General features: G+C 41.4%; 12 protein-coding genes. 4 read left to right on the plus strand and 8 right to left on the minus strand.

Features of this window, described 5'->3' with window-relative positions:
- Positions 1-36 precede the first annotated feature (36 nt).
- The 3 genes from AC27JL_RS06540 to AC27JL_RS06550 form a co-directional block, all read right to left on the minus strand.
- Positions 37-909 (minus strand): bile acid:sodium symporter family protein, encoded by an 873-nt coding sequence (locus AC27JL_RS06540; RefSeq protein WP_010556125.1) that lies wholly within the window; start codon positions 907-909, stop codon positions 37-39.
- 1 nt (position 910) lies between these two features.
- Positions 911-2,902 carry an AMP-binding protein gene (locus tag AC27JL_RS06545; protein WP_487195147.1) on the minus strand — a complete coding sequence of 664 codons (1,992 nt, stop codon included), beginning with the start codon at positions 2,900-2,902 and terminating at the stop codon, positions 911-913.
- Positions 2,903-3,028: 126 nt separating this feature from the next.
- The gene (locus tag AC27JL_RS06550; RefSeq protein WP_487195148.1) at positions 3,029-3,835 is read right to left on the minus strand and encodes a class II aldolase/adducin family protein; all 807 of its coding nucleotides are present in this window, start codon (positions 3,833-3,835) and stop codon (positions 3,029-3,031) included.
- 90 nt (positions 3,836-3,925) lie between these two features.
- Between AC27JL_RS06550 and AC27JL_RS06555 the strand changes: the two genes are divergently transcribed.
- A complete protein-coding gene (locus AC27JL_RS06555) occupies positions 3,926-4,855 on the plus strand; it encodes a LysR family transcriptional regulator (protein WP_487195149.1) in 930 nt (309 codons plus the stop codon).
- Here the strand turns inward: AC27JL_RS06555 and AC27JL_RS06560 are convergent.
- The 4 genes from AC27JL_RS06560 to AC27JL_RS06575 form a co-directional block, all read right to left on the minus strand.
- A complete protein-coding gene (locus tag AC27JL_RS06560; RefSeq protein WP_487195150.1) occupies positions 4,839-7,223 on the minus strand; it encodes a TonB-dependent receptor in 2,385 nt (794 codons plus the stop codon). The genes AC27JL_RS06555 and AC27JL_RS06560 overlap by 17 nt on opposite strands.
- Positions 7,224-7,386: 163 nt before the next feature.
- Positions 7,387-7,713 (minus strand): phytanoyl-CoA dioxygenase, encoded by a 327-nt coding sequence (locus AC27JL_RS06565; protein ID WP_487195151.1) that lies wholly within the window; start codon positions 7,711-7,713, stop codon positions 7,387-7,389.
- Positions 7,710-8,300: a uracil-DNA glycosylase family protein gene (locus AC27JL_RS06570; protein WP_487195152.1), complete on the minus strand. Its 591-nt coding sequence runs from the start codon at positions 8,298-8,300 to the stop codon at positions 7,710-7,712. Before AC27JL_RS06570 ends, AC27JL_RS06565 begins: the two co-directional genes overlap by 4 nt.
- A gap of 150 nt (positions 8,301-8,450) precedes the next feature.
- Positions 8,451-8,807 carry a VOC family protein gene (locus AC27JL_RS06575; protein ID WP_006793291.1) on the minus strand — a complete coding sequence of 119 codons (357 nt, stop codon included), beginning with the start codon at positions 8,805-8,807 and terminating at the stop codon, positions 8,451-8,453.
- 222 nt (positions 8,808-9,029) lie between these two features.
- On the opposite strand from AC27JL_RS06575, the gene AC27JL_RS06580 reads away from it, so the two are divergent.
- The 3 genes from AC27JL_RS06580 to AC27JL_RS06590 are packed head-to-tail and all read left to right on the plus strand — an operon-like array spanning position 9,030 to position 11,298.
- The gene (locus tag AC27JL_RS06580; protein WP_424072809.1) at positions 9,030-9,368 is read left to right on the plus strand and encodes a hypothetical protein; all 339 of its coding nucleotides are present in this window, start codon (positions 9,030-9,032) and stop codon (positions 9,366-9,368) included.
- Complete coding sequence (locus AC27JL_RS06585; RefSeq protein ID WP_487195153.1) at positions 9,365-10,960, plus strand: PepSY-associated TM helix domain-containing protein; 1,596 nt, start codon at positions 9,365-9,367, stop codon at positions 10,958-10,960. Before AC27JL_RS06580 ends, AC27JL_RS06585 begins: the two co-directional genes overlap by 4 nt.
- Complete coding sequence (locus AC27JL_RS06590) at positions 10,957-11,298, plus strand: DUF3325 domain-containing protein (RefSeq protein ID WP_487195154.1); 342 nt, start codon at positions 10,957-10,959, stop codon at positions 11,296-11,298. Before AC27JL_RS06585 ends, AC27JL_RS06590 begins: the two co-directional genes overlap by 4 nt.
- A gap of 239 nt (positions 11,299-11,537) precedes the next feature.
- Here AC27JL_RS06590 and AC27JL_RS06595 read toward each other — a convergent pair whose 3' ends face one another.
- The gene (locus tag AC27JL_RS06595; protein WP_487195155.1) at positions 11,538-12,059 is read right to left on the minus strand and encodes a lipocalin family protein; all 522 of its coding nucleotides are present in this window, start codon (positions 12,057-12,059) and stop codon (positions 11,538-11,540) included.
- Between the last annotated feature and the right edge of the window lie 20 nt (positions 12,060-12,079).

A 12,079-nucleotide genomic window follows, 5' to 3' on the forward strand; every position in this document is an offset into this window, starting at 1 on the left:
CAAATTTAGTGAACTAAATTTGGCGCTTCGCATTTTTTAAGCGTTTACAAGGCGTTTGTTTTTAAACTTAAGCCCAGCAATTAATAACAGCGGCCCAATAAACATGGCAAGGCCATATACACCACCAGTTACCGCATACTCAGGCTTATTTAAAAAGCTTATAGCAATTAAAATAGCCAGCGATGCGTTTTGAATCCCTACTTCAATGCCGAGTGTTAACGAATCAGTTAAGGATAGTTTTGAAAGCTTTGCTATTAGCAAGCCAATGATCATTGAACCAATATTTAGTGCTATACACGCCCAAAATACATCGTTAAACGAGCTTGCCAGTAAGGCGCGTTCTTTTATTACTAGCGCGGCTATCATGGCGAGCATAAAAAATAACGAAAAACGCCTAAAAAACGGCTCGCTTTTAATCGCAAATTCGCTTTTAAAATGGCGCAGGCTTATGCCTATGGCTACAGGCACTAAGGTGATTACAAATAGCCCAAGTGATGTAGTTAATATTGAAAAGCTGGCATCGTCTTGCGGCGCAAATTGGTGCATGGCAAAGCCAATAATAAACGGTGTGGTAATAATGCTAATAGCAGTTGAGGCAGCGGTTAAGCTTACCGAAAGCGCTAAATTAGCTTTTGCTAGCTGGCTCACTACGTTTGACATAGTACCGCCAGGGCACGCGGCTAAAATCATTAACCCTATTGCAATTGGTGTGGGTAAATTAAGTAAATAGCATAAACCTAAAGCCAATAGCGGCATGGCGATAATTTGGCCTACCAAGCCCATAGCAATTGCTATGGGCTTTTTAAAAAGTCTTGTAAAGTCAGTAGTTGTAAGGCCTAAACCCATACCAAACATAATGAGCGCTAAGGCTAGGGGTAATATTATTTCTGTTAAAAAAGATGCATTCAAATTAGGCGACCTCGTTAGTTATTGTTTTTATAGCGAGTACTTCATAGTTAAATGAAAACGGGGTTAACAGTGCCTTTATTTGAGGCTGTAACTCGTTTATTTCGTTTTCATTCACAAAAATATTTGCTTTTATGCCTAACTTTTTATCAGCAAATACGTTTATTTGCACGGCTTTGTTTTTTAAATGCGCGTTAATTGCCTCTGTAATGGTTTGTTTTATTTCTAGGCAAACCAGTTCGGGCTTATAAATTTTACCTACAGCAGTAAGCGGTATTTCGTCAATTATATAAATAGCTTTTGGTATTGCTGCTCGCTCAGGTATGTTGGCGCTAACATATGTGGTGAGATCACCAAGTTTAAGCGTGCTATGTGGGCTTAGCATGACGTAAAGTACCGGCACTTCGCCTGCGTAGCTGTCTGGGCGTGGCACGGCGGCAGCAAGTGTTACATCGGGGTGGCTGGTTGCGGCATCTTCAATCATTTTGGGGTCTATATTGTGCCCGCCGCGTATTATTAGCTCTTTTTGCCTACCGCATAACGATACATACCCGCTCTCATCTATTTTTCCTAAATCCCCGGTTCTAAAATATTGTTGGCCGTTTTCATCAACTACCCATGCGCCTTGGTTATGCGCATCTTCTACATACCCCGGAAATACGTTATTACCGGTTATTATTATTTCGCCAACATCGAGTGTATCGCACATTTTAACAAGCGTGCCTTGCTCGTTTATATCGGCAATTTTAAGCGTAATCCCCGGTATTGGTAGCCCTACAGAAGCCTCTTTATTAATTGGATTTACAGGCATTAACGTACTTACCGAGCTGCCCTCAGTTGAGCCATAACCCTCTACCAGTGGGGTCTTGGTGAGTTTAGTAAACAGGGCTTGTAAATCTGATGAAAGCGGCGCAGCCCCACAAATGGCAAACTTCATTTTAAGCGGTGGCACCGATATTTTTTGCGAGGTAATTTGCTCAACCATAGCAGCGTAAACCGTAGGTACGGCGGTCATAACGGCTACATCGTAATTATTAATTAGGGTGAGCAAGTTTTGAATGATGTTTTTACCCCTAAAGCCAGAAGGGCTTGCGAGTAAAATTTTACAGCCTTTCATAACCGAGGCTATGCCCGTGGCTACCGCCGCATTTACATGAAATATAGGTAAGCCTACTAACATGGTGTCGCCTGCGTTTACTGGCGAAAGTAAATTAACCTGCCCTGCATTGGTGAGCTGGTTTAAGTGCAAGTGCTTTGCAAGTTTTGGTAGACCGGTGGTACCACCCGTATGAAAATACGCGCACACATCGCTTTGCTCAGGCAAAGTAAAATTAGCTGCTTGCGTATTTTGCGCTGCCACTAACTTTTTAAACCCATACACGGGTACTTTATTATTTTGCGAGCACGCTATGTCGTCACCAAATAAGCTAATAACCGCTTTTAGGCCGGGTATATGCTCTTTAATTGCCATTACTTTTTGCCAAATATCGCTACCAGGCACTGGGCCTAGGGCAATAATTACTTTGGTATTGGCTGAGATCATAATTTCTTTCATTATGGACTCATCAAGCAAGGGGTTTATGGGGTTTGCTATGCCTGCGGCCTCTGCTGCCCAAAGCGATACATAGGTTTCTGGAAAGTTAGGTAACACCAGCGAGGTTACCTCGGTTTTAGTAATACCCAACGAGTGCAATGCATTGCCAAGCCCTGTTACGTTTTTTGCGAGCGCTTTGTAACTCATTTTACGGTGCGGATTAGCAAAGCTTTTGCCTTTAAAGGTCATTAAAATGCGGTGAATAAGCTTTTTTGCAAACGGAATTTGCGCTTCGCTAATACAGTCGCCATCTAAAATGTATTCAATAGCGGTTGCATCACCAAAGTTTTGGCCCGATTGTAAAATGGCATGATAAGTAGAGCGAGGAAGTTGCGCTGGTGATATTTCAGCAAGGTTTAAATTGCCAACATCGGCGTGGTTTTTAATTGTTGTTATAGTCATAAAACTCTCAACGTATTTTTATAATGTGTGTTTGCGTGTGAGTGCATGGTGTTTAACGCGGCTTTGGGTGTGTGGGCCATTGCCGCGTAAAATTTAGTCTATCAAAAACTAAGTTATTGCCATTTTTTAATCTAAAAAACTGTTATCTTGTGCAGCAACTACCTGATACATGGGCTGAAAGTTCCCCCATGTAACCAGCTCTGAGCCATTGGCTTGTTTTGTATGTAGTGCTACCTCGTGTGAGATAAGCTTAGGCTCGCCTGCGGCTTGTGCTAATAACTGGCTTTGGCAGCAGCTATCTAGCAATACAAAGTTGGCAACTGCGGCATCAACCGACGAACCAGCGGTAAGTAAACCATGGTTTTGCAAAATAACAGCGCAGTGATCAGCCAGCGATTTAGCTATCATGTCGCCCTCTTCGCTGTCGGCTACTACGCCGCTAAATACATCAAATACACTGTGGTTTTCGTAAAATACGCAAGCATCTTGCGAAATTGGTTTAAGTAACTCACCTAGTGCTGAAAACGCACGGCCATAACGTGTATGCGCATGAGCTACTGCGTTTACGTCGGGGCGCGCCATATGTATGCGTGAATGTATAGCAAACGCGGCATTATTAATCGGTGTGCTGCCTTCAATAATATTACCTTTATGATCAACCCGAATAAGATCTGACGCTTTAATATGCGCAAAGTGCATACCTACGGGGTTTACCCAAAATGTATCGGGCTCTATGCAGTCGCGAAGTGTTATGTGCCCCGCAAGCCCTTCATCAAAACCGTACATAGCAAATACTCTAAAGCCCGCGGCTAGGCGTTGTTTTTCGTAGGTGCGTTGCTCGTTTAGGGTGTTAAATTTAGGCGGCATGATAAGTTTAAATTCATCGCTGCCTATGGTCATTTTTGCGGCTTGCTGCTCTAGTGTATTGCTCATAATAATCCTAAATTAAAGTCTATTGACTTTAGTTTAGTCTCGCTTAAGATAAATAGAAGTGATGTTAATTAATGGTTAAACATAAATGCTATGCATGGAAAGATAGATTTAAACCTGTTTGTAATACTTAAAACAGTATACCAAGAGGGGAGCATTACTAGTGCTGCAGATAAGCTGCATTTAACGCAACCAGCAGTTAGCCATGCGCTTTCGCGCCTAAGAGATAAGTTTGACGACCCCCTATTTATTCGCCATGGCCGGCGTATGGTGCCCTCGCCTTTTTGCCAAAAAATAATAGCGCAAGTGATTGAGTCGGTGCAGGCATTAGAGGCAACCATGAACAACGAGCGGCTTTTTGATATAGCCGCCTTTAAGCGGGAAATTAAATTTGGCTTTAGAGATATTTTAGAATCGATATTTTTTCCGCCACTAATGAGAGACCTACTTACAAACACCCCTAATATTACAATTAACAGCCGACAGGTTTCGCATGTTGATATGGAAAAATCACTCGAAAATCAAGAGCTAGATATAGTCATTGATGTGCTTACCCCAACGAGCAACCACATAAAAAATACCTTTATTTGTAATGAGCATTTTTCGTTAATTTGCAGGCACGATCATCCCATATTAAATGACTTAACCGTACAAAATTACGCAAAGGCATCGCACGCGTTGGTGTCGTTAAAAGGTGCGCAGGTAGATATTATTGATATGGCGCTGGCAAAGCATGCACTTGCCCGTAATGTAGTGCTTAAATGTGAACATTATTTTGCGGCGACTAAAGTGATTAGCCAAAGCGACATGATAATGACCATGCCAAACGCGTACGCGCAGGTATTAAAAGAGCAAATGCCAGTGCATGTTACTAGCTTGCCGTTTGATGTGCCGTTAATGCCCGTGCACATGTATTGGCACGAACAAGCCGATGACGATTTAGTAAATAGTTGGATGCGAGAAAAGCTGCTAGGTTTAGCCCAGCAACTTATCCCTGCTGACAAACTTAAAAGCGATAATTAAATTGTGCGTGATAACTACGCCCACGCTCTGATAAAAAACGGTGTGCGTAGCTAATAACTGGCACATCATTGGCCTGCGAAAAAGTTTGCTTATCGGTTAGGTTTTTAGCTAATAACGACACCGACCAATCTCCTTCACTGCTGCCTAGTTCTATGCGTAAATTTAGCTTTTCAAAAGCGCTTTGCTTGGCTATTGGGTCAAGATCTTGCTCTAAAAAGTAATCGTCACTAAAGTTAAGTGCTAAATTACTGCTTAAAGTTAAATTAGAAAATACCTCGGTATTGTAATCAATTGCTATATTGCCTGAGTAGTCAGGAGCAAACGCGCCAGTTTGCCCGGTTAAATCTTGGAATGCTTGGCCAAGTAGTTCGCTTTGCATAACTGTTGGCGAGGCACTGGCGTATTGCTCGTATTCAAAATCAAGCACAGCAAGGTTTGCCGATAGCTGCCAACTTTGATTTATTGCCCAGCGCGAATCGAGCTCAATCCCTTTTACTTTGGTTTCGGCAGCATTTTTAACTACAAATGCATTACCATTAAATTCAGATACTTGTAGGTCATCGTACAGGGTGTAAAACAGTGTAGCGTTTACTTGTAGAGTATTTTTAATTGGCTCGGCTTTAATACCAAATTCAAAATTAGTGGCTTTTTCGTCGTCAAACTCAAAGCCTGAATTTTCATCAACCGTATTACCTTGCGAGCCATTTAAGCCAGAGCCATCAAAACCACCGGCTTTGTAGCCTATGCCAGCGCTTGCAAATAACATGGTGTTGTTAAACCCTAAATACTGCACACTAATATTGGGTGATAAGTGCGATTCATCACGCTTAGCGTTAAGGTCATGTACCCCCGCGCCCGAAAGCTGCCCTGCAATAGTGGGCGCAGCGGCATTGGCAAATTGTTGTACGGCTTGCGGTGTGTTGGGCTCAAATACGCTATACACACTTTGTACGCTGCTCACTTCTTTTTCTTCTTTTTGATAACGCAGGCCAAAATTAGCGCGCCATTGCGCGTTTACATTCCAAGTAAGGGCGGTAAATGCGGAGTAGCTTTGTTGGCCTTGATCAAACAGCGCATTTACGCCCAATGATGTACCTACTAAATCAGGAATAAGTAACGATGCACCAAATAAAATATCGTTTGGGTGTTCAAGCTCGCTGCTCATGTAAAAAATGCCCGCTACGTATTCAAGCGTGCGCCCTGTTGGCGAGCTTACTCTGAATTCTTGCGTAAACTGGTTATAGGTTTCTAAGTAGTCTTGTTTTATAAGCGGGACTTCTGAAAAGTCGGCATCAAAAGTTGAGTCCCAATCATACTCGCTATACGTGGTTACAGAGGTAAATTCGTATTCGCCATGGTTATAGGTTAATTTAAGTGATGCGTTATCAAGCGTGGTTTTACTTTGCTCATTAAGCCCGCCTGGGTGCCCATCGCCCGATACCGTACTTGTGTAATCAAGGCCTGAGTTGTCGCTTAGTAAAAGTGAGCGATAGCCCACGTTTCCCGGGTTTGTTGGATCGCTTGCTATTTGTAAGTCGCGGTTGGGAGTATCGATAATGTATTGATAGCGTGAACCGTACGACTCAAACTCACCGTGTTCCCATTTAAATAATGTATTTATATCATCGTTTATTTGCCAATCTATTGATAAACGCGCACCTGATGAGTCGTTAGATTGCTCGTCGCTTTTGCGCGCTTGGTTATATAAAAAGCCATCAACAGAGTGGTCAAACGCGGCAATACGTATGGCTAAATCATCGTTAATAGGAATATTTATAACGCCTGTAAAGCGCTTTTCGTTATCAGAGCCAAACTCTGCCGATACGGTGCCTTCAAGTGCATCGGTTGGCGAATTTGAGATCATACTAAAGGCACCTGCTGTGGCGTTTTTCCCAAACATAACCGACTGCGGGCCTTTTATAAGTTCAAGGCGCTGCATATCTAAAAATGGAAATTTAGCCTGATGCCCGCGCCCTAAATACACGCCATCTTTATACATAGCAACCGATTGCTCAAAGCCTGAGTTAGTACCCGAGCCTATACCGCGTACAAAAATACGTTTACTGCTTGAGGTTTCGGTTATATGCACGTTAGGTAGGTTTTCGCTTAGGGCGAGTAAATCGTCAACACTGTTTTGCTCGAGGTAATCGCCAGAAAGCGCTTGAATAGAGGTAGGAATATCTTGTAGCGATTGCACCCGCTTTTGCGAGGTGACGGTAATGGTTTCAAGCTCACTTTTATTTATTTTTTGCTCGCCAGCTTGTGCCATACCCACGCTTAATGCGCTGAGCGTAAATAAAGTAAGTGTTTTTTGTTTTAAAAAAGCAGGTTTTAAACGTGTGTGTGATTGTGTGTGTTCAGTTGTCATAGCTGCAACTCCATTATAGAGGTTATTTTTATTGGATAATTTTGCGTCTATTTCATACTGACGACTCTTAAAATAAATAACAGTGATGTTTATTTATTCAGCACTATTAGTAATATTTATAGTTAAGCGAAAAAGTGTTGTGTTAAATGGGGTTATAGCGGGTTTAAAGTGGGTTAAAAAATACCTGTGGGTTATCGGTTTTATTAGCGATTACCGAGCTTGGAGTGTTTGCTGCATTGATAAAGGCGGTAAGCTGTGGTGCATTTTCGCAAAAAATAATATCCAGTGCTAAACGGCTTTTGCCGTATAAGCCTCGGTGAATCATATTGGCTGAAAATAGCAGTAAGTCACCCGCATTAAGTTTAATAACTTTGCCTGTAGTTAAGCCATCGCTTGGCAGTTTATTATGTTTTGCAAGACGTACATTTAGCTCTTTGGTACTGTAAAGCCCCTTTACAAGCATATAACCGTTTGATTTATAGCTATTCATTGTGGTTCTTTATTTAATATTGCAGCAACACGTTCAGCAAGTTCTGGCAGTACATCTTGTGCAAACCATGGGTTCTTTTTAAGCCAAATATTATTGCGTGGGCTTGGGTGTGGTAGCACCAAATGCTCCGGCCAAAACTCACGCCACGATTTTACTAACTCGGTTAAGGGCCTGTTTTTAGTATGCGGTAAATGATAAGCCTGCGCGTATTTACCGAGCACGATTGTCAGTTCTAAATTTGGCAGAGCGGCTAGTAATTGCGCTCTCCATGCGGGTGCACATTCTTTACGCGGAGGTAAGTCGCCCGACTTACCTTTACCTGGGTAGCAAAAGCCCATAGGTAAAATAGCTATTGTTTGCGGGTCATAAAACTCATCAACACTTAGCCCAAGCCATTCGCGTAGGCGGTTTCCGCTAGCATCGTTAAAGGGCTTGCCAGTTTCGTGTACTTTTATGCCCGGTGCTTGGCCGGCAATTAAAATACGCGCATTGGCATTAAATTGTATAACGGGGCGAGCACCTAACTGTAAATGAGGTTCACAGATCACGCATTTACTAACTTGCTCAATTAAATTGATGGGAACCATATAAATTTGGCCTTAAATGCTTAAATTTTGTTCTAAATGGCCATTTAGACCTAATGAGTTGGTAAAAAATCGGTTTATTTTACTCAAATTAGTTATTAGTTGGTAAAATCGTGATCTCATCTAAAAATAACAACTAATCACTTGATATATTTATTGTTTTTCTGACCATACGGCAAATTCGTTACCACTAGGCTCGGTAAAATGAAAGCGGCAACCACCGGGGAACTCAAAAATAGGTTTTACTATTTTGCCGCCATATTGCGCTACTTTTTTATAGGTTGCGTGAATGTCGTTACTGTAAAACACCAGCAGTGCGGCTCCATGTTGAGTAAGTGATTTAAGCGGTGCTTTAAAAAAGCCACCATCAAGCCCTTGGCCGCTAAACGCCGTATATTCTGGGCCGTAGTCGGTAAATTGCCAGTTAAACACGTTAGTAAAAAAGCTTTTTGTGGCTGTTAAATCGCACGCGGGAAACTCTACATAATTTAGTTTTTCGTGGTTGCTCATTTTAAATTTACTCTTTGGCTTGCCAGTATTGACCACTGTAAACCTTCGTTATTAGCTAAGCAATAACCCTAAAAGAGCAGAGATCAGTATTTTACTAACATGCTAGACACTAATGTAAAATTATCTATAATATACAAATGAGAATCACTATCTTTTGTATTTGTAAGCTTTATAATAACCCCTTATTTTTATCTTCGTATTTGAATAAGGGATTTGTTAACTATGCAGGCACCTCTGCACATAGCACCTTTTACAAAAACTAACCTAGCTGCGCTTTTAAAGGTGGCCCAAAGCTATAGAGTGTTAGTATTTTTGCGTTTTATTATTGCCATAGTAGGTGGCTATGCGTTTACCTCAGCGTGTATTTCATTATTAAGTGTGCTACTGCCTATTGCTAAGCAAGATGCCGTATTACTGTGTGTGTCTATCAGTATTTTAATTTACGCCGCTGTGTTTATTTATGCGTTTTCGGTTAAGTCGTTAAAAACTGCATGGATCAGTATTTTACTAAGTACCGGTTTTTTTGTTGCTGTATTGGCGTTACTGAAGGGTTGGCTATGAAAGACAGCTTTTTTAGGTCGATGACCTGGCTGCATACCTGGGTGGGCTTACTTACCTGTTGGATTATTTATGTAATATTTTTTGCAGGCACAGCGAGTTTTTTTAGAGACGAAATAAACCTCTGGAATCAACCTGCTATTCACAATGTGCAAGCTCAAACCGACAGAGTGGCCGCACAGAGGCAGCAAATTATAAAGGGCTTTGATTATTTAAATCAGCACGCTGCAAACTCCCCTAGTTGGCGTATTACCTTGCCCGAAGAGCGAATACCGTATTTAGTATATGGCTATGCAAAACCTAAAGAGCCAGGACAGCGCCGCAGCCAGTTTGTAAATACCCAATTAAACCCAAACACTATGCAAGCGCTGCCCGCTTTTGTTGAAACCAAAGGCGGTAACTTTTTTTACCGGTTGCACTATCAGCTTTATTATTTAGATGCCATAACAGGGCGTTGGGTGGTGTGTTTTGCCAGCTTTTTTATGCTGCTGGCAATAATTTCGGGCGTGGTTATTCATAAGCGCATATTTAAAGATATGTTTACTTTTAGGCGCAATAAAGGGACTCGTAGCTGGTTAGATGCGCATAATTTAAGCTCGGTACTTGCCTTGCCGTTTCATTTAATGATTACCTATACAGGCATTATTACGCTTATATTTATGTTGTTCCCCTACCCTGCGTTAACGACCTACGACAAGGGTATGCGTGGCTTTTTTAACGATGTAACACCTAGCAATAACGTGACTAATAACGCCCAAGGCAGTGCAGATTTGCTCCCTATAAACACTATTTTGGATCAAGTTTATACTAAGTGGCCTAGCGCAGATATTACGCGTGTTCAGGTTAGTAAACCGAATATGGCCGCTTCAACAGTAACGGTATTGGTGAGCCCTGCAAAGGCGCTTCGCGATCAATCTCCGCGGCTTTTGTTTAGTGGCGCTACTGGCGAATTAGTTGCACAGACTGATGACGAACTTAGCAGTAGTAAAGCACTTTATGAGTCACTTAACTCTATACATACAGGGCGCTTTGCTACGCCTTTACTGCGCTGGTTATACGTACTTGGCGGTCTTGCAGGCTGCGTAATGATTGGCTCTGGCTGCATAATGTGGGCTAAACGCATACGCGAGCGTAATAAGGGTAAAGACTCATTTGGCTTACAATTAGTCGAAGGTTTAAACCTTGCCACTATTATGGGTTTACCACTGGCTACTTGCGCCTTTTTTATTGCCAATAGATTACTTAGTCCGACCTTAGCAGGGCGTGGTGAAAAAGAAGTTACAGCGTTCTTTTTAGCATGGTTAGTGGTTGCCGTTATGGCACTTTTAAAGCGCGATAGGTTGCTATGGCGTGTAATGGCAGCCATAAATGCCCTCGCGTGTTTGAGTGTACCGGCAATAAATGCGCTTACCACACAGGGTAATATAGTGAGCTACCTACTTAATAAACAATGGGCCTTGTTTATTTTCGATGCGGTATTTTTACTGTTTAGCATACTGTTTTTAGTACAAACCGAAAAATTACGTACTGCTTCTATCGTATCTAAAAAAACAGCTAATAACCTAACAAATAATAAAAAGAGGCAAAAAGTATGATTGATTTACTTAGCTTTAGCCTCTGTTTGTTTGCCTTTAATGGTTTTGCTTTGGCAAAACCAGCGCATTTTAAAACGGTGTTTACAACGCGTCCCTCTAAGCTGCAAAGTAATTTGCTGCTAATAGTTGCTTGGATCAGTATTTTACTAAGTTTATTGTTCTGTGTTGTTACGCAGCAGGGATACGGTGCTTTACTGTTTTGTGGCTTTATGGGGTTAAGTGTATTAATTATAACGATTTTTTATAATTTTATAGAAAAGTTGATTAAGCCATTTAGCTTTTTAAATATGCTACTGATCGGCTTTTCAGGGCTATTATTGGTAGTAAACTCACTTTAGTTAGTAAAAATCTGATCCAAATAAAGCCATTAATTTTAGGCAAAAAAAATGGCAAGCTATAAAGCTTGCCAACAATAGGGGGGATATTCAGTATGTCCAACACTTGCATGTCTCGTTGCAAGTGCAGCTAATATAGCCCGAACATATTTAACTTACTTTACAGTAAGGTGATCGTTTTATTACAGCTGTAACAATCATTAGCACTACAATTGTAAAGCCCCTTTACATAGCTAAATAGCCTACTGTTTAACCCAAATAATTTGTTCTGTGGCAAAGCCTAGTTTGTTTGCTTTAGCTATAAAATGCTGTTTAAGCTTGTCACTAACGGTAGGTGTACGTGATAAAAACCATAAATAATCACGGTTATAACTTGTAATAAATGCATATTGGTAGTGGCCTTGGTCTAATTCAAAAATTACGTAAGCACCATAAAATGGGCCAAAAAACGAGACTTTAAAATGGCCTGTGTCAGTCCCTTCTACAAATTTTGCTAAGCCTTCTGCTTCATCCCACTTTTGCTCTTTAGTTATGAAGCCTTTGTTAAGCACTTTTACTGTGCCGTCGTCGTTTACTGTGTAAGTTGCGGTTACTTGCTCCATGCCCTCTTCAAATGAGTGATCAAGTCGGGCAATTTCGTACCACTTACCTTTGTATTGCTCAAGGTCAAAGTTTTTAACGGGGGTAATTCCTTCAGGTGCACTTGTGCAGGCAGTGAGTAAAAATAACCCTGTAATAAGTAAAATAGTCGTAATGGCCTTCATGAAAGCTCCTTTTTAAATGT

This window comes from Pseudoalteromonas sp. 4NS20-0020, assembly GCF_057554385.1.

What these genes read in the sequence shown, in the direction of transcription:
- AC27JL_RS06545 (WP_487195147.1), bottom strand. Translation starts at nt 2,902, where the DNA reads ATGACTATAACAACAATTAAAAACCACGCCGATGTTGGCAATTTAAAC.
- AC27JL_RS06550 (WP_487195148.1), bottom strand. Translation starts at nt 3,835, where the DNA reads ATGAGCAATACACTAGAGCAGCAAGCCGCAAAAATGACCATAGGCAGC.
- AC27JL_RS06555 (WP_487195149.1), top strand. Translation starts at nt 3,926, where the DNA reads ATGCATGGAAAGATAGATTTAAACCTGTTTGTAATACTTAAAACAGTA.
- AC27JL_RS06560 (WP_487195150.1), bottom strand. Translation starts at nt 7,223, where the DNA reads ATGACAACTGAACACACACAATCACACACACGTTTAAAACCTGCTTTT.
- AC27JL_RS06565 (WP_487195151.1), bottom strand. Translation starts at nt 7,713, where the DNA reads ATGAATAGCTATAAATCAAACGGTTATATGCTTGTAAAGGGGCTTTAC.
- AC27JL_RS06570 (WP_487195152.1), bottom strand. Translation starts at nt 8,300, where the DNA reads ATGGTTCCCATCAATTTAATTGAGCAAGTTAGTAAATGCGTGATCTGT.
- AC27JL_RS06575 (WP_006793291.1), bottom strand. Translation starts at nt 8,807, where the DNA reads ATGAGCAACCACGAAAAACTAAATTATGTAGAGTTTCCCGCGTGCGAT.
- AC27JL_RS06580 (WP_424072809.1), top strand. Translation starts at nt 9,030, where the DNA reads ATGCAGGCACCTCTGCACATAGCACCTTTTACAAAAACTAACCTAGCT.
- AC27JL_RS06585 (WP_487195153.1), top strand. Translation starts at nt 9,365, where the DNA reads ATGAAAGACAGCTTTTTTAGGTCGATGACCTGGCTGCATACCTGGGTG.
- AC27JL_RS06590 (WP_487195154.1), top strand. Translation starts at nt 10,957, where the DNA reads ATGATTGATTTACTTAGCTTTAGCCTCTGTTTGTTTGCCTTTAATGGT.
- AC27JL_RS06595 (WP_487195155.1), bottom strand. Translation starts at nt 12,059, where the DNA reads ATGAAGGCCATTACGACTATTTTACTTATTACAGGGTTATTTTTACTC.